Origin of the sequence: Rhodococcus sp. NPDC060090 (assembly GCF_042729855.1) — a bacterium.
In the GTDB taxonomy this organism is placed as follows: domain Bacteria; phylum Actinomycetota; class Actinomycetes; order Mycobacteriales; family Mycobacteriaceae; genus Rhodococcus.
In genome coordinates, this window is the sequence record NZ_JBHWXB010000014.1 from 82,535 (window position 1) to 103,996 (window position 21,462).

Annotated in this window: 21 protein-coding genes; 5 read left to right on the top strand and 16 right to left on the bottom strand. The window is 64.7% G+C overall.

The genetic code is table 11. The features are described from left to right. Positions 1-2: 2 nt before the first annotated feature. Together ACFWCF_RS19465 and ACFWCF_RS19470 are read left to right on the top strand one after the other, a co-directional pair. Positions 3-938, top strand: a complete 936-nt coding sequence (locus ACFWCF_RS19465; RefSeq protein ID WP_378564704.1) for a phosphatidate cytidylyltransferase — start codon at positions 3-5, stop codon at positions 936-938. Positions 939-959: 21 nt separating this feature from the next. Beyond that, positions 960-1,700: a class I SAM-dependent methyltransferase gene (locus tag ACFWCF_RS19470; RefSeq protein WP_378564707.1), complete on the top strand. Its 741-nt coding sequence runs from the start codon at positions 960-962 to the stop codon at positions 1,698-1,700. 17 nt (positions 1,701-1,717) lie between these two features. On the opposite strand, the gene ACFWCF_RS19475 is transcribed toward ACFWCF_RS19470, so the two are convergent. After that, positions 1,718-2,563, bottom strand: a complete 846-nt coding sequence (locus ACFWCF_RS19475; protein ID WP_378564710.1) for an HpcH/HpaI aldolase/citrate lyase family protein — start codon at positions 2,561-2,563, stop codon at positions 1,718-1,720. Positions 2,564-2,687: 124 nt separating this feature from the next. On the opposite strand from ACFWCF_RS19475, the gene rlmN reads away from it, so the two are divergent. Beyond that, entirely contained in the window at positions 2,688-3,797 is a 1,110-nt protein-coding gene (rlmN, locus tag ACFWCF_RS19480) for a 23S rRNA (adenine(2503)-C(2))-methyltransferase RlmN (RefSeq protein ID WP_378564713.1), read from the top strand. 66 nt (positions 3,798-3,863) lie between these two features. On the opposite strand, the gene ACFWCF_RS19485 is transcribed toward rlmN, so the two are convergent. Further along, on the bottom strand, positions 3,864-4,532 hold the full coding sequence (locus ACFWCF_RS19485) for a phosphatase PAP2 family protein (protein WP_378564716.1): 669 nt from the start codon (positions 4,530-4,532) through the stop codon (positions 3,864-3,866). A 106-nt stretch (positions 4,533-4,638) separates the two neighbouring features. Next, positions 4,639-5,889, bottom strand: coding sequence for an RNA-guided endonuclease InsQ/TnpB family protein (locus ACFWCF_RS19490; protein ID WP_378564719.1), 1,251 nt, complete (start codon positions 5,887-5,889; stop codon positions 4,639-4,641). 24 nt (positions 5,890-5,913) lie between these two features. Here ACFWCF_RS19490 and tnpA point away from each other — a divergent pair, with 24 nt between their 5' ends. Next, positions 5,914-6,330 (top strand): IS200/IS605 family transposase, encoded by a 417-nt coding sequence (gene tnpA, locus ACFWCF_RS19495; RefSeq protein WP_378564722.1) that lies wholly within the window; start codon positions 5,914-5,916, stop codon positions 6,328-6,330. A 52-nt stretch (positions 6,331-6,382) separates the two neighbouring features. Beyond that, positions 6,383-7,048 (top strand): response regulator, encoded by a 666-nt coding sequence (locus tag ACFWCF_RS19500; protein ID WP_378564725.1) that lies wholly within the window; start codon positions 6,383-6,385, stop codon positions 7,046-7,048. 26 nt (positions 7,049-7,074) lie between these two features. On the opposite strand, the gene ACFWCF_RS19505 is transcribed toward ACFWCF_RS19500, so the two are convergent. The 13 genes from ACFWCF_RS19505 to ACFWCF_RS19565 all read right to left on the bottom strand — a co-directional run bounded on the left by ACFWCF_RS19505 (position 7,075) and on the right by ACFWCF_RS19565 (position 21,456). Beyond that, a complete protein-coding gene (locus ACFWCF_RS19505) occupies positions 7,075-7,851 on the bottom strand; it encodes an ABC transporter ATP-binding protein (protein ID WP_378564728.1) in 777 nt (258 codons plus the stop codon). Continuing rightward, positions 7,844-8,617, bottom strand: coding sequence for an ABC transporter ATP-binding protein (locus ACFWCF_RS19510; RefSeq protein WP_378564731.1), 774 nt, complete (start codon positions 8,615-8,617; stop codon positions 7,844-7,846). The genes ACFWCF_RS19505 and ACFWCF_RS19510 overlap by 8 nt, the downstream gene beginning before the upstream one ends. Beyond that, positions 8,607-10,622: an ABC transporter permease gene (locus ACFWCF_RS19515; RefSeq protein ID WP_378564734.1), complete on the bottom strand. Its 2,016-nt coding sequence runs from the start codon at positions 10,620-10,622 to the stop codon at positions 8,607-8,609. The genes ACFWCF_RS19510 and ACFWCF_RS19515 overlap by 11 nt, the downstream gene beginning before the upstream one ends. A gap of 37 nt (positions 10,623-10,659) precedes the next feature. After that, entirely contained in the window at positions 10,660-11,886 is a 1,227-nt protein-coding gene (locus tag ACFWCF_RS19520) for an ABC transporter substrate-binding protein (RefSeq protein WP_378564737.1), read from the bottom strand. Positions 11,887-11,908: 22 nt separating this feature from the next. Beyond that, positions 11,909-12,505 (bottom strand): carboxymuconolactone decarboxylase family protein, encoded by a 597-nt coding sequence (locus tag ACFWCF_RS19525; protein WP_378564740.1) that lies wholly within the window; start codon positions 12,503-12,505, stop codon positions 11,909-11,911. 59 nt (positions 12,506-12,564) lie between these two features. Next, positions 12,565-13,392: a TauD/TfdA dioxygenase family protein gene (locus tag ACFWCF_RS19530; protein WP_378564743.1), complete on the bottom strand. Its 828-nt coding sequence runs from the start codon at positions 13,390-13,392 to the stop codon at positions 12,565-12,567. Between the two features lie 25 nt (positions 13,393-13,417). Continuing rightward, positions 13,418-13,987: a nuclear transport factor 2 family protein gene (locus tag ACFWCF_RS19535; protein ID WP_378564746.1), complete on the bottom strand. Its 570-nt coding sequence runs from the start codon at positions 13,985-13,987 to the stop codon at positions 13,418-13,420. Beyond that, positions 13,984-14,919, bottom strand: a complete 936-nt coding sequence (locus ACFWCF_RS19540; RefSeq protein ID WP_378564749.1) for an SDR family NAD(P)-dependent oxidoreductase — start codon at positions 14,917-14,919, stop codon at positions 13,984-13,986. Before ACFWCF_RS19540 ends, ACFWCF_RS19535 begins: the two co-directional genes overlap by 4 nt. 25 nt (positions 14,920-14,944) lie before the next feature. Continuing rightward, positions 14,945-15,490 carry a nuclear transport factor 2 family protein gene (locus tag ACFWCF_RS19545; RefSeq protein ID WP_378564752.1) on the bottom strand — a complete coding sequence of 182 codons (546 nt, stop codon included), beginning with the start codon at positions 15,488-15,490 and terminating at the stop codon, positions 14,945-14,947. Between the two features lie 2 nt (positions 15,491-15,492). Continuing rightward, on the bottom strand, positions 15,493-16,926 hold the full coding sequence (locus tag ACFWCF_RS19550) for an aldehyde dehydrogenase family protein (protein ID WP_378564755.1): 1,434 nt from the start codon (positions 16,924-16,926) through the stop codon (positions 15,493-15,495). Positions 16,927-17,016: 90 nt separating this feature from the next. Continuing rightward, entirely contained in the window at positions 17,017-18,723 is a 1,707-nt protein-coding gene (locus ACFWCF_RS19555; RefSeq protein WP_378564758.1) for a thiamine pyrophosphate-binding protein, read from the bottom strand. After that, positions 18,713-19,633: an SDR family NAD(P)-dependent oxidoreductase gene (locus ACFWCF_RS19560; protein ID WP_378564761.1), complete on the bottom strand. Its 921-nt coding sequence runs from the start codon at positions 19,631-19,633 to the stop codon at positions 18,713-18,715. Before ACFWCF_RS19560 ends, ACFWCF_RS19555 begins: the two co-directional genes overlap by 11 nt. Then, positions 19,630-21,456, bottom strand: a complete 1,827-nt coding sequence (locus ACFWCF_RS19565) for a flavin-containing monooxygenase (protein ID WP_378564764.1) — start codon at positions 21,454-21,456, stop codon at positions 19,630-19,632. Before ACFWCF_RS19565 ends, ACFWCF_RS19560 begins: the two co-directional genes overlap by 4 nt. Positions 21,457-21,462 lie beyond the last annotated feature (6 nt).

Genomic DNA, 21,462 nt, shown 5'->3' on the forward strand with positions numbered 1-21,462 from the left:
CGGTGGGCAGAGCCGACGGGTCTCCCGACCCGCAGCTTCCACTCGACGCCGGAGATACCTCCGACGTCCCTGCTGCTGACGCAGCATCACCACCCGACGACGCAACACCGCTCGTCAAGACGTCCCGCGCAGGTCGGAACCTTCCCGCCGCCATAGCGGTCGGGGCCGGTCTGGGCGCGCTCGTGATCGTGATCCTGCTGTTCGCTCCCACCGCCTGGCTCGGTGTGGTCGCGGCTGCGATCGCGATCGCCACGTGGGAGGTCACCAAGCGACTGCGGGAAGCAAGCGTCCTCGTGCCGCGCCTCCCACTGCTGCTCGGCGGCCAGGCGATCATCTGGCTGGGCTGGCCCTACGGCACCACCGGCGTCCTCGGAGCGTTCGCGGGGACCGTGGTGGTGACGATGCTGTGGCGACTGTTCGACCACGGTCTGGCCGCACAGCCGCACAACTATCTGCGCGACACAGCGGTGGCAGTGTTCACCGTGGCATGGCTGCCACTGCTCGCATCCTTTGCAACGCTGATGGTCCTCGAGGACCAAGGCGCTGCACGCGTCTTCTGCCTGATGTTGGTCTGTGTGGCATCGGATATCGGCGGCTATGCCGCCGGCGTGTTGTTCGGCAAGCACACCATGGCGCCCGCGATCAGTCCCAAGAAGTCGTGGGAAGGTTTCGGCGGATCCCTTGTTGCGTGCGTGGCCGTCGGAATTCTCACCGTCGTGTTCCTGCTCGACGGACAGTGGTGGATCGGCGCGCTCCTCGGCGCCGTGCTCGTGCTGACGGCCACAGCCGGTGACCTCATCGAGTCGCAGGTCAAGCGCGATCTCGGCATCAAGGACATGGGCACGTTGCTTCCCGGTCACGGCGGCATCATGGACCGACTCGACTCGATCCTCCCGTCGGCGTTCGTGACCTGGCTGATCCTTACGGTCTTCGTGTAGGGCGGGGTACAGGTCCGGAAGATGGGCGATCATCGCGGCGACGACAGGGGCGTGATCGCCAGCCCCAACATCTGGCACTGGCCGGCGGTCTACGAAGAGGAGAACCGCGCCCAGGACCCCCGCGGCGCCGTGTATGCGGCGCTGCGGGAGGACGCAGACTGGGCCGGACTCGACATCGTCGATGTGGGCTGCGGCACCGGTTTCCACCTCGGGATGTTTGCGGAGACAGCCCGGTCGGTGATCGGAATCGAGCCTCATCCGCCGCTCGTCGAAGCGGCGCGACGACGAGTAGGTCACCTCGATACGGTCCGGGTTCTCACAGGATCGGCGGCGCACATGCCGATCCCGAACGGGTCGGTGGATCTCGTCCATGCGCGGACCGCGTACTTCTTCGGTCCGGGCTGCGGTGCAGGCATCACCGAGTCGATGAGGGTCCTCCGTCCAGGCGGAGCACTCGCCGTCATCGACCTCGATGCGACGGCGTACCTGTACGGGGAATGGATGCTCGCCGACCTCCCGCACTATCAGCCCCGTGTCGTCGAAGCATTCTTCGACGCCCAGGGATTCTCCTCACGTCGGATCGACACCGAATGGAACTTCCCGGATCGAGACAGTCTCGAACGGGTCCTCGGAATCGAGTTCGGACCGAAGGTCGCGGCCCGCGCGGTTCGGGAGACGCCGGGAACAACCTTGGCCGTGCGCTACCGGCTGCACATCCGGCGCAAGCCGCGCAGCATCGAAGTGGGCAGTCTCCGCAGTTGAGCCGAACGTCACTTCGGCTACTCGTCGGCGGTTCGGCTCGCACTCTGGAGATGGAAGACCCGAGCGAGCTCCTTGATCTTCTTCGCTCGCGCCAGCTTCGGCAGGTCGCTCCCGTCCCGAACACCGTGTCCGTCCTCGCCGAGACGATCGATGACGGCGTGAGCCCACCCGATGTCGTCGGTACTCGGACTGAGCGCTGCATTCGGGAACCGCGCCCGATCCGGTGTCATACACAGTTTCCCCGTCATGCCCATCGACTGGGTCAGCTGCGACTCCTCTTCGAGGATCGTGGGGTCGTCGGTCAGGGAGGGGCCGTCGATAGGTCCGGGGAGTCGCGCGGCCCGGCTCGTGACGACCAGCCGGGAACGCGGATACGCCATGGCGAGGGGTGTCGCGCTCATTCCGGTGTCGCGGCGGAAGTCGCCACTGCCGAAGACCAACCGGAACACGCCCTCGGCACGGGCGATCTCGGGCGCTGCCTCGAGCCCCATCGCTGATTCGATCAACACGAGGATCCTGGTGCCGTCCGGTAGGGCGTCGGCGGTGGCATCCACCTGTTGCCCACTTTCGGCTTTCGCGAGCATGACGCCCTCGAGGCCTGGCACGCCCGCCAAGGCGTCGACGTCGTCGCACCAGTGCGATGTGGTGGTGTCGTTGATGCGGACCCACGCCCTGCCACCGCCGCGCAGCCACTCGACGACTCCCGCCCGTGCTGCTGCCTTACCCTCGGAAGGGACCGCATCCTCGAGATCGAGCACGACGGCATCGGCAGGTGAGGTGGCAGCAGGCTCGAACCGTTCGGGGTCATTGCCGGGAACAAGAAGCCAGGATCGGGCGAACTCGGAAGCAATACGGGTGGTCATGATCCGATCCTCCCCTCATCGAGGTGGGAATTTCACGAACGTGTGAATTCGAGGGCGAGTTGGGGGTGAGCATCACATCGCAGACCGGACAGCCAGGTCCCAAAGCATGGGAGAATGGATCATTATGGCTTCCTCACTGCCCCTGGTTTTCGACGCCCCCAAGCGCGGTATGCCCCCGCGGCACCTCGCCGACCTCGATGCCGAGCAACGACGTGAGGCCGTGAAGGAACTGGGTCTTCCGGCATTTCGCGCCGACCAGATCGCCCGGCAGTACTACGGCCGGCTCGAAGCCGACCCGGAGAAGATGACCGACCTGCCCGCTGCCGTGCGTGACAAGATCGGCGAGGCACTGTTCCCGTCCCTGTTGACACCGGTCAAGCACATCGCCTGCGACGGCGGCGAGACTCGTAAGACGCTGTGGCGCGCGGGCGACGGAACGCTCCTCGAGAGCGTGCTCATGCGGTACCCGGAGCGCGCGACCCTGTGCATCTCGAGTCAGGCAGGGTGTGGAATGGCCTGTCCGTTCTGCGCGACCGGGCAGGGTGGCCTCGACCGGAACCTGACCACCGCAGAGATCGTCGATCAGGTTCGGGCGGCCGCGGCGGCGCTGCGCGACGGCGACGTCGCCGGTGGTCCGGGCCGACTCTCGAACATCGTGTTCATGGGCATGGGGGAGCCGCTCGCGAACTACAAGCGGGTCGTCGCGGCGGTTCGCCGGATCACCTCGCCCGCACCCGAAGGCTTCGGGCTGTCGCAGCGTTCGGTCACCGTCTCGACGGTGGGACTCGCGCCCGCCATCCGCAAGCTCGCCGACGAGGGCCTGCACGTCACCCTCGCCGTCTCCTTGCACACCCCCGACGACGAACTCCGCGACACCCTCGTACCGGTCAACAACCGCTGGCCCATATCCGAGGTTCTCAGCGCCGCCCGGTACTACGCCGACAAGACCGGTCGCCGTGTCTCGATCGAATACGCGCTGATCCGCGACGTGAACGACCAGCCATGGCGCGCCGATCTGCTGGGTAAGAAGCTGCGCAAGGCGCTCGGCCCTCTCGTACACGTCAACCTGATCCCGCTCAATCCCACCCCGGGCAGCGAATGGGACGCAAGTCCCAAACCTGCCGAACGGGAATTCGTCCGCCGCGTCATCGCGCAGGGCGTCTCCTGCACCGTCCGCGACACCCGCGGGCAGGAAATCGCCGCAGCGTGCGGGCAGCTTGCCGCTGAGGGCTAAGGCATCTCTCTCGATGTCGACTCGATCAGGGTGCTCATCGGCCGGCGCCCGCTGGTCCGCTGAACGTCAAGGACGCAGGTGGGCGACGGGATGGGTGGTTGCCAGAGATCGAGGCAGCCGATGTGCGACCGGTTGCAGGACAACAACCACCAGAGCCACGACAGCGGTACCCAATGCGAGCCCGCTGGCGACATCATGGACGTAGTGCACGCCCGCAGCCACCCGAGAGAACGCGATGAGAACAGCCATCGGGACGGCGAACCAGGCAGCCCGCGGTAGCGCGATGATGCACGCGGTGGCGAACGCGGCCGCAATGACGGAATGGTTGGACGGCCACGACCAGTCGCCGACTTCGGGGCAGGACATGATCGTGTCCACATCCAGGACGCGGCAGGGACGCTCCTCGGTCACCATCAGTTCGATCACTTCGCTGAGCAAGTAGGCGCCTACTACTCCGATCCCCCCGGTGGCGAGCCGCCAGAATGCAGCCCGATCCCGCAGACCGGACCACACCGCAGCTATGGCGGCCAAGACCACGAGAAGTAGCAATCCTCGGGCGGCGACCGCGCCGGCCGGCCCGTGCAGAAGGCTCGAGTCGGATGCCGTACCGGCGATGCCGAGGTAGAGATCCTCGCGCATAGGAAGTGCAGCCAGCGCGATCAGAGCGAGGGCAGCCGCCGTCGTCAATGACAGGCGTATCACTGGAGTCGAGAAAGCGAAGGGTCGTGAAGTCATGCCTCGAAACACTAGGAACTGGGGGACACCCGGGTATCCGCCCCGGGGCCCGAATCGTCTACGACCTACGTCTTGACTTCCTCCTCCGCGTGAACGCGGAGGATTCCTACGCAGCCTCACCATCCGGCAAGATCTGTTCAGCGGGTTCCTGCTTCACCGGGTCCGCGCATGCAAGCACACGTCTTACGCTCCCTCCACAAGCGTTTACCCTCTCCACCAGCCCAGCGGCGAGCAACACATTCACAGCAGCGTTGTAATCCCGATCCAGCACCAACCCGCACGACGGGCACACCCACACCCGCACACCCAATGGCTTCTTCCCGTCCCGCACCCCGCAACCCGCGCATACCTGCGACGTCGGTTCCCACTGACTGATCGTGTGCACCACCGCGCCATACCGGGCGGCTTTCTCCTCGATCAACCGGGTCAGCGTCGACCAGCCGGCATCGTGTACCGACTTCGCCACCCTCGTGCGCGCCAAACCCGCCACCGACAATCCCTCGAGGGCGACCGCTTGGTTCTCGCGGACCAACCTCAATGCCAGCTTGTGGTGGTGATCCAGGCGGGTCTCGCGCACCTTCCGGTGCGCCGCCGCGACCTTCCGGCGAGCCTTGTCCCGATTCTTCGACCCCTTCATGGTGCGTGAGTATGCCCGTTGGGCGCGGCCCAGACGCCGTTCCTTCGACCGCAACCAGCGGGGGTTGTCGATCTTCTCGCGAGTACCGTCGTCGTAGACGATCACCGCAAGGTCAGTGAGGCCGACGTCGATGCCCGCGCATCGGGCCGGCGCCGACTCAGGGACAACCACAACGGGCACGGGCTCGTCGACCACGAACGACACATAGTGCCGGCCGTCCGCCTCACGGATCACCGTCACACTCGACGGGTCCGCCGGCAACGGCCGCGACGACTCGTACCGCACACGCCCGATCTTCGGCAACCGCACCAGGCCGATACCACCGCCCGGCTCGAGAACCGAGAACCCGGCGTTGCGGGTGAAACGAGCAGACTGGCGATGTGTCCGCTTCTTGAACCGTGGCGCACCGACCTTGCGTCCCTTGCGTTTCCCGGTGCGGGAATCGAAGAAATTGGCATACGCGCGATGCAGGTCTGCGAGGGACTGCTGCAACGGCACCGACGACACCTCAGCCAACCACGCCCGTTCGGGAGTCGTTTTCGCGATAGTCAGCGCCGCCGACAACTCACCCTTACTCGGGATCGACCGGCCCGCCCTGCGGGCAGATTCCCTCGCGGCGAGGGCGTCGTTGAACACGACCCGGCAGCACCCGAACAGTTGAGACAGCGCGTGCTGCTGCTCCCCTGTGGGGTAGGCGCGGTAGCGGTATCGCTTCAACACACCCCGACGATAACTTTTGGTGTCATGGATGAGATTGACCTTGTCCGACGTGGCAGACACGCAGTGTGGGATTGTCATGTGCATTTGGTGTTTGTCACGAAATTCCGCCGGGGTGAGTTCACCGGACCGATCTTGGTGGACTGCGAGCAGATCATGCGGAGAGTGTGCGCGGACTTCGGCTGCGAGCTGCGGGAGTTCAACGGCGAGGACGATCATGTGCACCTGCTCGTCGGCTTCCCCGCCACCGTGCAGCTGTCGAAGTTGGTGAATTCGCTCAAGGGCGTGTCATCGCGGCACGTGCGGCGCGATCACGCGGAGCACCTTTCCCGGTACCTGTGGGGTGGGCATTTATGGTCCCGCTCGTATTACTGCGGGACTGCGGGCGGCGCGCCGTTGTCGGTGATTGCCGAGTACGTGAGGTCTCAACGTCGCCCTGAGTGACGGTGATTCACCTCCACCGTGAACGATGGAGCACTCTCACCGAGATCGGTAGATGAACACCGACACCGAAGTGATACGCGTTCTGGTCGCTGACGATGAGCCGCTCGTCCGCGCGGGGGTTGTCAGCATTCTGTCCACCGACCCGGGCATCGATGTTGTTGCTCAGGCAGGCACTGGCGCTGAGGCGTTGGAATACCTGCGGGCGCATCAGGTGGACGTTGCCGTACTCGATATCCGTATGCCCGGCCTCTCGGGGCTCGAGGTCCTGGCACAGATGCGGCGGGAAAACTCCGCCACGCGTTGTGTGTTCGTGACGACGTTCGGCGAGGACGACTATGTAGCCCGAGCGATCGGTCTGGGTGCTGACGGATTCGTACTGAAGGCCGGTGACCCCCGCGAGCTCCTGATGGGCCTACATGCCGCAGCTGCCGGCGGTGCCTTCTTCTCCCCGAGCGTCGCTCGTCGCCTACTGGGCGGGTACCAGGCCAAGAAGTTCTCTGACCAGCAAGGGGCGCAGGCGCTGTTCGACCGACTCACCCCGCGGGAGAAGGACGTCCTCCGTCTGATCGGTCGAGGCCGGTCGAACACCGAGATTGCCAGCGAGCTGTACATGGCCGCGACCACAGTCAAGACCCACATCACCTCGATCCTGCGCAGCACCAGCGCCCGCAACCGGGTGGAGGCCGCATTGATCGCCGTCCGCGCAGGCGAAGCCTGAAAGTCGTAGGGTTTTCGAGACACGGTCTAGAGCACACTCTGACGTTCGGACCCGTCGGACTCATCGTCGGCGAATTCGCCGGCACCGAAGTAGGCGGATTCGACCCGATCGCGTTCGCGAAGGAGCGCGCCTGCCTCCCCCTCGAGCACGACCCGACCGTGGTTGAGCACCAACGCCCGGTCCGACACCGCCAGCGCGAGTCCGACGTGCTGCTCGACGAGCACGACAGCGATGCCTTCGTCGTGTGCCAGATCTCGGATGGCAGGCAACATCTGTTCGACGATCATCGGCGCCAACCCGAGGCTCATCTCGTCGACCATCAGCAACCGAGGCTCGGCCAGTAGCGCCACCGCGATCGCGAGCATCTGCTGCTCCCCGCCGGAAAGTAGCCCGACCGTCCTCGACTGCAGGTTCGCCAGGGCGGGGAACCTGTCGAAGACCATGCTCTCGCGGGTCTTGTCGGGCCGACGTCGGGCCAACCGGAGGTGCTCATTCACTGTCATGGAAGGGAAGAGGCCGCGGTCGTCGGGCACGAACCGCATGCCGCGACGCGCCATCCGATAGGGGCGTCCGGTGTCGACCGGCTCGCCCAGGACCGTCACCTGCCCGTTCATCGTGGGGAGCAGTCCGGCGAGCGACAACAGGGTGGTGGTTTTTCCCGCGCCGTTGGGTCCCAGAATCGAGAGGACTTCCCCGGCCGCGACCGAGAGGTTCACGTCGGCGACTGCAACGACGCCGTTGTAGCCGGCGGTCAGGGACTCTGTGGTGAGCACAGGGCCTTCGGCGGGGACAGACTCAGCCATGGGCGGTCTCCATCGGTGCGCCCAGATATGCAGCGATCACGGCGGGATCCTTTCTGGCCTGCTCCGGAGTTCCCGAGAAGATGACCTTGCCGAACTCGAGGACGTAGATGCGATCGCATACACCCAGAACCAGCGACATGTCATGGTCGATCAGCAGTGCACCGGGCCCATCCTGTACCACCGCCCGGATGCGCTCTGCGAACTCGACACTCTCCTGACTGTCGAGTCCCGCAGCGGGCTCGTCGAGCAGAAGAACGCGACAATTGCCGACGAGTGCCCGTGCGACACCGACGAGCTTCTGCTGTCCGAGCGTGAGATCCCGTGCGAGAGTGTCGCCGACATCGCCGAGTCCCACCGACCGCAGGGTCGCGTCCACGGCCTCGTTGCTTCCGCCCCGCCGACGCCCGACCACGTCGCGCCACAGTGTCGCAAGACCGCCCGGCCGCATTGCCGCGACCACATTCTGGTTCACACTCAGGTTCGGAAAGAGCTCGCCCGACTGCCACGTGCGCGAGAGACCCGCGCGGCGACGCTGATGCGGCGGGAGACCGTTCATCGGGGTGTCGTCGAGCGCGATCGTTCCGTCGTAGTCGATGAATCCGGTGACCGCGTCGACAAACGTCGTCTTACCCGCACCGTTCGGTCCGATCAGGCCAACGATCTCGCCGGGACGGACCTCCAGCGACACGTTCTCGTTCGCCACGACACCGCCATAGCGCACGGTGACATCCTGGGCCGACAAGCCGCCCTGTGTGTCATCGGACATCTGCCACCGCCACCTTTCCCTGGTCGACTGCATCGCCGGACTCGGATGCGGACGAATCCGTGCCTGCCGCAGGCCTGCGCCGTTTGACGCGCAGAAGTGCGGTGAGTCTGCTTGCTTCACCGGCGATTCCGATCGGATTCATGATCGCGGTGACGATCAACGCGATCCCGGAGATCAGAGCGTAGTAGTCGCCCAGGTCGAAGATGTTGTGCACCAACACGTAGACGATTCCGAGCGGACCGATGATGCCCGCGATCGCCGCGCCACTGAACGAGGTAATGCCGCCGAGATACGCAACCGCCAGCACCTGCAGGCCGACGAACACGGTGAACGACTCGGCCGAGAGCTGACCGGCGCTGTATCCGATGAGACAGCCCGCGACACCGGCGATGAACGCGGACAGCCCGAACCCGATGAGCTTGGTCAACCGGACGTCGATGCCCGCGGCCGCGGCGGCCCGCTCGTTCGCCCGCACTGCGAGAAAGGCGCGACCGGTGTCGCCCGAGGCGATCCGGATGAACGCCCACACCACGATCGCCGCGACCACAAGGACCGTGAAGGAGAACGACAGGCGTGCGATGTCGCTGCCCTCGCGGACCCCGAGATTCAGACCGAACAGCGTGGGATTCGCGATGGGATTCCCCGACGGCGGAGTGAGACTGTAGTTGTTGAAGATGAACCGCTCGATGGCCAGCGCTGCCGCGATGGTCACGATGGCCAGCTGTGCACCACGAATCCGGAAGGCAGGCAATGCCACCAGCATTCCGAGCAGGGCTGCCACGAGTGAGCAGAAGACGAGCGCAATCGGGAACGGCATGCTCCAGTTCGTCGTCACCTTCGAGAGCGTGAATCCCGCTGCACCCGCGAACGCTGCCTGGGCCAGCGAGATCTGGCCGAGGTAACCGGTGATGACCACATACGACAACGCCAGCAGCATCAGGATGATCGAGTACGTCAGACCGAATCGGTAGGTGCCGGACGACACCGCGAGGAGCACACCGGTCACCACGATCACGAGCGCGGCGGGGATAGGACGGAAACGAGGGATCGTGACGTCCGGCAGTTTGATCGTCTGCAGCGACCCACGCGAGGGCAAGCGTCCGCCGAAGACGAACAGTACGACGATGACCACGAAGAACGGCACGACCTGATCGACGCCGGACTGCGCCCACGTGGGCCACCAACTCTCACCGGCGAGCAGGTTGAGCACCGACTGGAACGCCCCGAGCGCCAGCGACGCGATCACGATCGTTGCGACGGATTCCATCCGCGCGACCAGGAGCACCGCGAGCGCCGGAACGACGAGCAACGAATAGTTCAATGGATTGAGACCCGTCAGGGATGCCCCGAGCAGGACACCGACCGTGCTCACCACCGAGGCCATCACCATCGCGATCGCTGCGAGCCGGTCGGGTGAGAACCCCAGAAGCGTGGCGCCCCGTTCATTCTCGGCTGCCGCACGAGTCGCTGCGCCGGCTCTGGTGAAGCGGAAGTATGCCCACACCAGCACCGAGAACACGACCATGATCGCGACCATCATGACCTCCGCCGACGACACGGAGGTGCCGAACAGCGAGATGGACCCGGAGGGGATCATCGACTCGATCGGGATGCTGTTCGGCCCGAACCTGATGACCACCAACGCTTGGACGGTGAGCATCAGTGCGACTGAGACCACCACCTGGGCCAGGGCCGGTGCACGACGCACCGGCCTGAACACCAGGTAGTGGGTCACGACCCCGAGCAGGACAGCCATCACGAGGCCGAGTGCCAAGGCAACAGGTACCGACGGCGCCTCGTCGAACTCGATACTTCCGATCGGTAGCACCAAGGTGCCGTCGATGAGCAACTGCGCGTAGACGTACGCGCCCCACATCGCGGTCGCGCCTTGCGCGAAGTTGATGATCCCCGTAGAGCGGTAGACGAGAAGCAGTCCGTTGGCGAGGCCGATATACACCGCCGCGAGGCCGAATCCGAGGACGATGAATTGCAGATAGGTGCTCATGCTCTACTCCGCTGCGTGTGTCGTCGACTCGGTGCCGTCAGGAGGAGGGCATAAGCGAAGGATCGAGATCGATGTATCCGGCTTCGTCCACGGACCGGAGCGTTCCGTCCTCCTGCACTTCGAAGAAGATCGCCTGTGCATTGCACGTGGTAGCGACACCCGGCCACTGTTGCCCATCGCACGTCACGGTCGGACCGGCGAAGGTGGGGAAGTCCTTCAGGCCCTTGAACGTGTCGGTCACGGTGGTCGAGGTGATCTCCTCCGATCCGGTCAGGATCTCCGCGATGTTGACCAGCGCCGCGAACGTGTAGATCGACCGGGACGAGAGTTCGTCGCCGTATCCGACTGCATCCATGGAGTCCGCGAAGATGTCCAACTGTTCCTGGACCTCGGCGGGCGCGGAGTCTTTCGCGAGGGGCACCCAGAGCCGGGGCTGGGTGACGATACCCGCGGCGTCGGTTCCCATGTCTTCGATGAACTGCGAGCACGATCCGGCCAGGATCGTGTCGTCGTAGCCCTGCCTGCGCAAAGCTTGGAAGAGACCGGTGCAGCCGTCTTCGGGGAGCGCGATAACGCCCGCCATGTCCGGTTCCTCGGAAAGCTGGGTCGCTGCCACGACATTCAAGTTGGCGCCGGATGCGGGGGGATACTGGACCTTCACATCGATCCCCATCTTGTCGGCGATCGGCATGATCAGATCGTCGACGTACGCATGGGGGGTGGGCGACTCGTTGACGGCGAGCGAGGCCTTCGACTTCCCCATGGTGTCGAGGACCGACATGCTCGAGAGCGCGGCGAACGAGACCGGGCCGGTGAAGTAGAACGCCTGCCCGTATTCGGCGGAATCCGCGACGAACGATCCTGCGAGCGTACCGACGATGGGGATCTCCGCCGACGCCAGAATCGGCACCGCCGCCCCCATGCTCTGGTCGACCGCGTCGATCACGAGAGGAAGACCCTTCGAGACGAAGCCGTTGGCGCAACTGATCGCGGTCTCGGGGCTGCCGTCGCCACCGCACACGTCGACTTCGAGGGGACGCCCGTCGATACCGCCGAGCACTTCGTTGACGTAGTGCGCGCCGGCTTCGAGGCCGTACGCGGTCTGCGGATATGCAGACGCGCCCTTGATCGGAGCCAACGCGCCGATGACGATCGGATCACCGGTCGGGGTGGCTCCGGTGCTGTCGTCCCCGCCGTCCGAACTGCATGACGAAAGAGCAAGTGCAGCAACCGCAGCGATGACGCCGATGTGATGCTTCTTCACCTGTGGATCTCACTTTCTCGACTCAGTCGCGGGAGGAGACCGGATGGTTGGGCAGATACGGAAGGAGACCGGCCTCGGGTTCCACGCCGAAAGACCGCAGCGCGGTCGCCATCATGGCGTAGCAACCCACTGTGAACACGACGTCCATGAGTTGTCGATCGTCGAGCTCGCCTGAGAGCGCAGCCCACGTTCCGTCACTGATCGCGCCGTCGACGACAAGCTCGTCGGCGGCGGTGACCAGCGCCCGCTCGATGGGTGACCAGCCCTCAGCGTCGGGCCCCTCGCCGATGCGGGCGATCTCGTCGGCGGTGATACCTGCTCGATCGGCAAGGATGACGTGCTGTGCCCACTCGTAGTCCGAACGGCGGAGCGAAGCAACGCGGAGAACGAGAAGCTCCCGTTGCCGGACCGACAATGTGGACTGCGACAGCAGGTGGCGGTTGAAGCTCAGGAACGCCATCGCCAGCGAAGGGTGCTGGGCCAGTGTGCCGAGCAGGTTCGTTCCCGGCTGCCGGTTCTCTTCCGGTGCACTGCTTGCAACCGCCGATCGGAAACCGGCGATGTAGGTCGCGATCTCCTCGGTCCAGTCGTCCTGGGGGAGAGGTGGTATCCGGGACATTGGGGTGGGTTCCTTTCGATTCGAGCGGGAGCGACAGACAGATCAGGCGGTGTGTCCGGTCACTGGATCGCCTCGGTGCCGATGAGGGTCGAACGGTGCATCCTGCGCGGCTTCTCGCGGTCGAACGGGCAGGCTCGGTGCGCGAGTCCGGTGTTGTCCCAGATCACGGTGTCGCCCACCGACCAGCTGTGCCGGTACACCAGATCCGGTGCGGTGGCACGCCGTTCGAGATCGCGCAGCAACGCCCGCCCTTCGTCGATGTCCATTCCGACGATGTGGGAGGCCGTCGCGCCGAACACCATTGAGCGCCTACCGGATTCGTGCTCCCACACGAGTGGGAGCTCACGCACCGCGCGGGACGCCCATTCCTTCACCTGATCTTCGGTCGGGTCCGGATACGTGAGGCGCTGAATGGCCTCGAAGGTGTGCACGACCCGGAGCGTGCCGAAGTATTCCTTCTCCTCGTCGGACAGTGCATCGTAGGCGGCGTAGGTGCTTGCGAACTCGGTCTCGCCGCCCTGTTCGGCCGTGACGTGCGCGGTCAACACCGACGCCTTCGCCGGGATCGCATCCAGAGCTCCGTCTATGTGCCAGTAATCGTTGCTGGCGAAGTATTCTTTGTTCGGGTTGTCAGGCTCGAAACTGATCTCCATGATTTCGGGGATCCGGTATTTGGGGAACAGTGCGAGCTCACCCAGTCTTCGGCAGAACTCGACCTGTGCCGGATCATCGATGTGTAGTTCTCGGAACAGAATGACGCTGTGCTCCTCTAGCAGATCGAGAAGCGCCGCGGGGAGCCCGTCATCGTTGAGGAGGCGATCGACGTCGACTCCCGTCACCTCCACGCCGACGAGGTCTCCGAGCTTCTTGGTGACAAGCGTATGCATGTGGTCTCTCCTTGATGCGCCCGCGTCAACTCGGGATGTTCGGCTGTCGGATATTGGTCAGCGGGCGGGTATAGGAGGGGTCGCTCGTATCGCGGGCCGGAGTGCCGTTGGCGTAGACATCGGGGACGTCTGCGAAGGGAATGTCCATCGACGGAACCATTCCCGACCACTCGATCACGTTGGTGCGGAGTGCGATCCGCCACTCGCCGTCGCGACGTTCCAACCTGTCGATGTAGCGTCCGCCGGCAATCCAATTGCTGTCGTCGATGTTTCGGCCTGCGAACAGGTAGTACGTCTCGGCGTGGGCTGTGTCGCCGTCGAGATCGCAGGTGTGGTTCAACAGATTGTGGTGAGTGGCCTTCTGTCCCTGCGCGTGCATCGCGGTAGACCAGTCGTAGAGGTCGACAGGCCCACCGACGAAACTACCTGCGGCGATCGTCGCATCGGTGTGGAAGGCAGAGAGGAACAGATCTCGATCGAATCGGTCCATTGCCCGGCTGAAGCGGGTCAGCGTATCGAGGATCTCCTGGCGATCGAGAAGGGCCTCGAGTTTGGCGATCCTGTCGGACGAGAGAGATGTCACCGGCGTGCTCATGATGTGCTCCGTTGCAGTGAGGAGGAAGGGGAGGGGGTCTGCCCGACACTGAGTCCTGAACTATCTGCTTCCGCGATCGGAGACCAGATGGGTTCGCCGCGGGTCGATCGAAGTGAGGGGATCTCGCGGCCGTCGATATCTGTGACGCCGTACTCCTGCGCCAATTCGGCGGTGATGAAGGTGCCGCCCGAGCGGCTCATGATTGCGGGATCCTGTGCGAGAGCGGCGATGACACGACCGGCGAACTCCGGTGAGCAGCCGTTCTCGGGGCGGGTGGCAGCGCCTTCCGTGAGTCCGGGGATGGCCGCCAGGTTCCGCTCGGCGCGCTCCGTGAAGGTCAGGCCCTGCCATATGGACAGGGATGCGACGTCGTGCGGCTGCAACTCGACGGCCATGTCGCGTGCCATTCGATCCACTGCGGACTTGGCCGTCCCGAAGAGGACACCGTAGGTGTAGGCGACGCCGGTGTATCCGGAGACGGCCACGATGAGTCCCGACTTCTGGGGCGCCATGATCGTGGCGGCGTGCCGCGCCGCCACGAAGTTCGATCGCACACCGACATCCACCATCTCCCAATTCGACAGTGGCTTCTCCCAGAACGGCTCGGGATCCGTCAGATCGTCGGGAAGGGCGAACGCATTGTTGACCAGGATGTCGAGGCGCCCTTGTTCGCGTTCGACGCGGTCGAAGAGCGCGGCAACCTGTTCGTCGTTCGCGTGATCGACCTGGACTGCAACACCTGTGCCTCCGCGTCGATCGCACTCCGCCGCGGTGTCGCCGACGGTGCCCGGAAGTGGGTGCGATCCGGGCGTCACCGTGCGTCCGGTGACGTACACCGTGGCGCCCTGCTCCGCGAGAGCCAGGGCGATGCCCTTGCCGATACCGCGGCTGGCACCCGTGACGACAGCGACTCTGCCCGACAACGCACCCATTTCCGAACTCCTTCTGTGTGGACGTCTATTGCTGCGCAGCGAGGGATCCGGCGTCGAAGAAGACTTCGCTGTGATCACCGGTGGCCTTGCCTGTGAAGTGTTCGCCGCTGAATGGGGTGCCCATGAGGCCCTGCGACCAATCCACGGACACACCGTCGTCGCGAGACCAGTCGTAGAGCATGGTGCGCTCCGCGATCCGCCACTGACCGTCGCGCTCTTCCAGACGGTCGAGGTAGCGGCCACCGAGCACCGTGTCGCGCTCTTCGGATCCCATATCGACGCGGTGGTACGCGGTGACATGGGTTTCGGCCAGTGCGGTGTTGCCGTCCAGTTCGATGTGCGTCTGCCCGAGCAGATGCTGTGTCAGAAGAACGGCGGGTGAGCCCGGAACGACCCACGCGAGGTAATCGTCGAACGAGCCGGCGAAGATTCCGAAATCCACGGTGGCGTCGGGCCAGAACGATCTGCTGACCGCCTTGCCGTCACGGCGGTCCTCACCGCGCGCGAGTCGGACTATGCATGCGCGGACCTCGTGATGCGCGAGAAGGACTTTCAGATCGGAGTCACCCATGGCTAGCTGCCGTCCGCGGGCGTATACCCGAGAATACCCTTGGTTTCGAGGTAGTCGTGGAAGCCGAACTCGCCCCACTCACGTCCGTTTCCGCTCTTCCGGTAACCGCCGAACGGCGCCCCGAAGTCGAAACCGCCGTTGATCGCGACCGACCCCGCTCGGATACGACGTGCCACGGCGCGCGCCTGATCGAGATCGGCGCCGGCCACGAATCCGGCGAGGCCGTACTCGGTGTCGTTCGCGATCTCGATAGCGTGGTCGATGCTGTCGTAGCCCAAAATCGTGAGGACCGGGCCGAAGATTTCCTCGCGGGCGATCGTCATGTCGTTCTTGACGTCGGCGAAGACGGTGGGCTGCACGAAGTAGCCGATCGTCAGCCCGTCGGGTCGCCCGACGCCGCCGGCGACGAGGGTGGCTCCCTCGTCTATCCCCGTCTGGATCAGGCTCTGAACCTTGTCGAACTGGGCCTTCGATACCACAGGACCCATCGCTGCATCCCCGGTCGGGTCACCTACGGTTACCTGCGACGCAGCCTCACGTGCGACGGAGATGACTTCCTCCATGCGCTCACCCGGGACCAGCATGCGCGAGCCGGCACTGCAGGTCTGGCCCGAGTTCACCATCATCGTGGCTACGCCCGCACCGACATTCGCGGCGAGATCTGCGTCGTCGAGAATGATGTTCGGTCCCTTGCCGCCGAGTTCCTGCGTGACCCGCTTGACTCCGGGGGCCGCATTGACGGCGATGTCGACGCCGGCGCGCGTCGACCCGGTGAACGACACCATGTCGACATCGGGGTGGCCGGAGAGCGCGCGGCCGACACCGGGGCCGTCGCCCTGAACGAGGTTGAACACACCGGAGGGAACACCGGCCTCCTCGAGGATCTCGGTGAAGACCTGACCGCTGAACGGTGACTGCTCCGACGGCTTGAGCACCATGGTGCAGCCGGTGGCCAGAGCAGGGAACACCTTGACGCCGATCTGGTTGATCGGCCAGTTCCAGGGGGTGATCAGGCCGCACACCCCGATGGGCTCCTTGACAACGAGGCTGCCGCCGCGCTGCTCCTCGAAGACGAAGTTCCGGAGGACCTCGATCGCCGTGGTGAGATGTCCGAGGCCGAGGTTCACCTGGAACCCGTTCGCCAGCGCGGTGGGGGCGCCCATCTCCTCGGTCAACGAGGCGCCGATGTCGCCCATGCGCCGCTGGTACACGTCGAGGATCTTCTCGAGCAGTGCGAGTCGTTCCTCGCGGCTTGTCGCCGACCAGGAGGGGAAAGCACGTCGTGCAGCGGACACGGCCTTGTCGACGTCTGCCGACGACCCGAGCGACACCGTGCCGGCGACCTCTTCGGTCGCAGGGTTGATGACCTCGAAGGTGTCCGACTGGGCAGGATCGATCCACTGTCCGTCGATGTAGAACTTCAGATATTCACGCATGGCTACCCGGTTCTCTCGTCTGGTCCTGTACGGATGTCACTGCTGGCCTTCGGCCTGCGAAAGTCACTGCTGGCCTTCGGCCTGCGAAAGTCACTGCTGGCCTTCGGCGTACCACGTGCGGAACTCGTCGTAGCTCGGCATTTCCTCCGAGTTGGCCTTGGGATCCACGGCGACGTGGATGACGCCCGGCCTACCGCTGGCGTAGGCCCGCTTGATCGCGGGTGCGATGTCCTCGTCGCGCTCGACGTACTCGCCGTAGCATCCGAAGCCTTCCGCGACCTTGTCGAGGCGGGTTTCCTTGCTCCAGTGGACGCCGGTCTCGAGCGAGTCGTGTCCGAAGGTGCGCTTGTAGACGCCCACTTCGAGTCCCCAGGCGTAGTCGACGCCCACGACGCAGACGAGCGGCAGACCCACTCGCGCAGCCGTTTCCAGTTCGGCGATGTGGAACTGGAACGACGAGTCGCCGGTGATCAGCATCATCGGGCGCTTACCGCCGGCGGCGACACCGGCGCCGACAGCGTAGGGGAGACCCGTGCCGAGGTGCCCGAAGTTCTGGTTCCACATCACGTCGTGCGGCTTGGCCTGCGAGTACGTCCAGCCGAAGATGGTGGTGGCGCCACCGTCGCGGACCATGATCCCGTCGGCGGGGAACGCTTTCGTGGCCTCGACGATGAGGCGAGCCGGATGCACGGGGGACATCCCGGACGGTGCGGTCTCGGCCAGTTCGGCGAGCTGCTCGGCCTCCTGCTTGATCCAGCCCTCCAGCTCGGGAGTAGGTGTGCGTGGGGAGTCCTTCAGCGCTTCGACGAGCTGCGGAACGATTGCCCGAAGATCGCCGACCAGCGGAACATCGATCGGGCGGTTCACGCCGATGGATGTGGGATCCTGTTCGACGAGAATCCAGTTGCGGTTCGCTTCGTTCGCGACCCAGTGCCGCCAGCGTCCGAAGTGGACGGGCTCGCCGAGTTCGGTTCCGATCGCGAGGCACAGGTCGGATTTCACGACGGCATCGATCGATGCTGCCGAGAATCCGTACGGAAACGTGCGGTCCTCGAGGCCCTCGATGAAGGAGGTGCCACCGGATGTCTGGATGACCGGACATGCCATGAGGTCGGCGAGGGCCTTCACGGAGGCTCCGGCCCTGGAAGTGTGCACTCCGTGGCCGACGAGCAGAACGGGCTGCTTTGCGGCCCCGATCAATTCGACTGCCTTGGCGACGAGGTCGGCTCCGGCCGTCTGCCCCACGAGGCGGTACCTCTCGGGCGGCAGTACCGGAGGCGCATCGATTTCTTCCAGGATGACGTTCTGCGGGTACTCGATGTAGACCGGGCCGGGGGTTCCCGAGAGCGCCTTGCGGAGTCCCTCACGGATGATCTCGTCGGTCTGTTCGGGGTACTCGATGCTCGCGTGGTACTTCACCGAATTCTCGACGAGCGCCATCTGCTGAACGAACTGGATCCGGCCGCGCCGAACGCGCTGCTCGGTGATGCGGGCGCGCTGGCCACCGAGGAAGATGACGGGTGAGTTCTCGACCTTGGCGCACATGATGGCGCCGGCGAGATTCGCCAGGCCGGGTCCGAGTGTGCCGATGCACACCGCGGCCTTGCCGGTCATGCGTGAGACGGCCTCCGCCATGAACCCGGCGGACTCCTCGTGGTGGGGGGCAACGACATTCCAGCCGCGTTCCTCCGCGAGGCGGAACAAATGAACGAAGTTCGGGTCCGGAATGCCGAAGATCGTGTTGATACCTTCGGCCTCGAAGAGATCCAGAATTCGTTCGTAGACCTTAACCGACATGCGTATTTCCCTCCGTGGCTATCGCAAAGCTTTTCGTGATGTGGTCGACGTGGCCCGACACTGCGGGCAGAATCCACGGGTCGCTCGTATCGCGGATGACATCGATGTTGTCGGCGACGTCGTCGATCGACCAGGACGGCCGGTACACGCCGGGCGTCTCGGCGATGAACACTTTCGCCATTCTTCCGGCGATGCCGGCATACATTTCGCCGGTGGCCGAGCATGATTCGTGTGCGAGCCACCCGACGAGCGGCGCAGTGAGTTCCGGGCCCATCGGTGGGTAAGCGGACGTGTCGAGTCCCTCGGCCAGTCTGGTCAGCGCAGCGGGAATGATCACGTTGGATCTGACCCCGTGATCGGCCCCTTCGATTGCCGCGACGTTGGACAGCCCGATCATTCCGGCCTTCGATGCCGCGTAATTGGCGACGTTCGCGTTGCCGTAGATGCCCCCGATCGAGGAGGTCAGGACGATCCGTCCGTATCCCGCTTCACACATCAGCGGGAATGCCGGGCGGACAACGTGGAACGCCCCCCTCAAGTGCACGTCGAGTACCGCATCGAAATCGTCGTACGACATCTCCGACAACGACGCGTAGCGATTGTTGCCCGCGTTGTGGATGAGGATGTCGATACGGCCGTAGTTGTCGAGGGCAGCCGCGATGATCGCCTGACCGCCCTCAGCGGTCGCGACGGACTCGACACACGCAACAGCCTCACCGCCGGCGACCCGGATCTCCTGGACCACCTCGTGCGCCGGTCCGGCGTCGACATTCTCGCCGCTGATCGCGGCGCCGGGGTCGTTGACCACGACCTTCGCTCCGAGTGAGGCGAGCAACAGGGCGTAGTCGCGTCCCAGCCCCCGTCCGGCACCGGTGATGACGGCGACGCGACCGTCGAATCGGAATGTCATTTCTCGAGCACCAGACCTTCCAGCTTCCCGGTGCTGCGCCAGTTCTCGAACAGCTCGGTGAGTTCGTAGAATCCGCCCCAGAACGGATCACCGAGGAAGGACCGTCCGTTCGGTTCGCCCTCACTGTTGTAGTAGCCGGGCGTGCACTCCGTCGTGAAGGTGCTGTTGTCGACCGAATACTGACGAACGGTCTGGACCCAGCCCTCTTCGGCTTCCGACGTCGGCTCGACGTGCGTGACGCCACGGGTCTGCGCTTCTTTGATGATGTACGCGATGTGGTCGGCCTGCTGCTCGAACATCAGCGTGGTGGCCGCGGTGACGCCGCCCTGGACGAACCCGGTCGCGAAGTGGTTCGGGAATCCGTGCGCCATGATTCCATGCAGAGTGCGGAAGCCTTTGCCCCAGTGGTCGTAGAGCGAGGTACCTTCGCGGCCGGTGAACGGCGCGATATCGAACTGACGCTCGAGCGCCGTGGTGATCTCGAACCCGCTGGCGAAGACGATGCAATCGAATTCGTGCTCGACGCCGTCCGCGATGATGCCCTTCTCCGTGATGCGTTCGACGCCCTTCGTGTCGGACACGTCGATGAGGGTGACGTTGTCGCGGTTGAAGGTGGGCAGGTACTCGTCGTTGAAGACCGGGCGTTTGCACATGTTGCGGTAGTACGGCTTCAGCGTCTCCGCGGTCTCCGGGTCTTCGACGATCGCCTCGACCCGCTGACGAAGCCGTTCCATCGCCTTGTAGTCCTCGATCTCCTTGAGTTCGAGGAACTTCACCGGATCGGCGAGGGCGGCCCAGCCGTTGGTCTCGTTGAGCTTCGCGGCCAGGTTACGCGCGACCTCGGTCCAGCCGTCGCAGATGAGGTCGGGCTCGCCCGGGTTGTAGAACGCGAATGCGGCGTTGTGGAAGTTGCGCTGTCGTTCCGCCCGCCAACCCGGCTTCAGGCTCTCCACCCATTCCGGGTCGGTCGGATAGTTGGCGCGTTCGAAGACGTAGGACGGTGTCCGCTGGAAAACGGTCAGGTGCTTCGCCCCGCGCGCGAGATGCGGGATCGCCTGGATTCCACTCGAGCCCGTGCCGATGACAGCGATCCGCTTGTCGCCGATCTTGTCGAGCCCACCGTGCAGGTCACCGCCGGTGTAGTCGTAGTCCCACCGGGCAGTGTGGAAGGTATGGCCCTTGAAGTCCTTGATGCCAGGGATGCCCGGAAGCTTCGGCCGGTTGTACGGGCCCTGGCACATCACGACGAAGCGGGCGAGGATCTCGTCGCCGCGGTTGGTGCTGATACGCCAGCGCTTGATCTCTTCGTCCCACTCCAGAGACTGGATCAGGGTGTGGAAGACGGCCTTGTCGTACAGCCCGAAGTGCTGTCCGATGCGCTGGGCATGCTCGAAGCACTCGTCACCCTTGGAGAACTTCTCCTTGGGCATGTAGCCCGTCTCCTCGAGCAACGGAAGGTAGCAATACGCATCCGAGTCGATCTGGATACCCGGGTAGCGGTTCCAGTACCAGACGCCGCCGAAGTCGCCGCCGAGTTCGATTATCCGGTAGTCCTCGACACCTTGCTGCTGGAGCCGATGCGCAGTGATCAGGCCGCTGAAGCCGCCACCGAGGATCACCACCTCGATCTCGCCGATGACCGGTTCACGTGGCTCCACCGGCAGGTGCGGATCGCCCGTGTAGAACTCTTCGAACTCGTCGTCGGCCTCGAGGTACTGCTGCTGGCCGTCGGTACGAAGACGCTTGTCGCGCTCGAGGAGATACTTCCGGTGCAGGGCTTCCTGATCGACCTCGGGTGTCTGCGATGGGGCGCAGGGTTGCATGTGAAT

Excerpts from the sequence above, each read along its gene's own strand:
- ACFWCF_RS19470 (WP_378564707.1), top strand. The coding sequence starts at position 960 with ATGGGCGATCATCGCGGCGACGACAGGGGCGTGATCGCCAGCCCCAAC.
- ACFWCF_RS19475 (WP_378564710.1), bottom strand. The coding sequence starts at position 2,563 with ATGACCACCCGTATTGCTTCCGAGTTCGCCCGATCCTGGCTTCTTGTT.
- rlmN (WP_378564713.1), top strand. The coding sequence starts at position 2,688 with ATGGCTTCCTCACTGCCCCTGGTTTTCGACGCCCCCAAGCGCGGTATG.
- ACFWCF_RS19485 (WP_378564716.1), bottom strand. The coding sequence starts at position 4,532 with ATGACTTCACGACCCTTCGCTTTCTCGACTCCAGTGATACGCCTGTCA.
- tnpA (WP_378564722.1), top strand. The coding sequence starts at position 5,914 with ATGGATGAGATTGACCTTGTCCGACGTGGCAGACACGCAGTGTGGGAT.
- ACFWCF_RS19500 (WP_378564725.1), top strand. The coding sequence starts at position 6,383 with ATGAACACCGACACCGAAGTGATACGCGTTCTGGTCGCTGACGATGAG.
- ACFWCF_RS19505 (WP_378564728.1), bottom strand. The coding sequence starts at position 7,851 with ATGGCTGAGTCTGTCCCCGCCGAAGGCCCTGTGCTCACCACAGAGTCC.
- ACFWCF_RS19510 (WP_378564731.1), bottom strand. The coding sequence starts at position 8,617 with ATGTCCGATGACACACAGGGCGGCTTGTCGGCCCAGGATGTCACCGTG.
- ACFWCF_RS19515 (WP_378564734.1), bottom strand. The coding sequence starts at position 10,622 with ATGAGCACCTATCTGCAATTCATCGTCCTCGGATTCGGCCTCGCGGCG.
- ACFWCF_RS19525 (WP_378564740.1), bottom strand. The coding sequence starts at position 12,505 with ATGTCCCGGATACCACCTCTCCCCCAGGACGACTGGACCGAGGAGATC.
- ACFWCF_RS19530 (WP_378564743.1), bottom strand. The coding sequence starts at position 13,392 with ATGCATACGCTTGTCACCAAGAAGCTCGGAGACCTCGTCGGCGTGGAG.
- ACFWCF_RS19535 (WP_378564746.1), bottom strand. The coding sequence starts at position 13,987 with ATGAGCACGCCGGTGACATCTCTCTCGTCCGACAGGATCGCCAAACTC.
- ACFWCF_RS19540 (WP_378564749.1), bottom strand. The coding sequence starts at position 14,919 with ATGGGTGCGTTGTCGGGCAGAGTCGCTGTCGTCACGGGTGCCAGCCGC.
- ACFWCF_RS19545 (WP_378564752.1), bottom strand. The coding sequence starts at position 15,490 with ATGGGTGACTCCGATCTGAAAGTCCTTCTCGCGCATCACGAGGTCCGC.
- ACFWCF_RS19550 (WP_378564755.1), bottom strand. The coding sequence starts at position 16,926 with ATGCGTGAATATCTGAAGTTCTACATCGACGGACAGTGGATCGATCCT.
- ACFWCF_RS19555 (WP_378564758.1), bottom strand. The coding sequence starts at position 18,723 with ATGTCGGTTAAGGTCTACGAACGAATTCTGGATCTCTTCGAGGCCGAA.
- ACFWCF_RS19560 (WP_378564761.1), bottom strand. The coding sequence starts at position 19,633 with ATGACATTCCGATTCGACGGTCGCGTCGCCGTCATCACCGGTGCCGGA.
- ACFWCF_RS19565 (WP_378564764.1), bottom strand. The coding sequence starts at position 21,456 with ATGCAACCCTGCGCCCCATCGCAGACACCCGAGGTCGATCAGGAAGCC.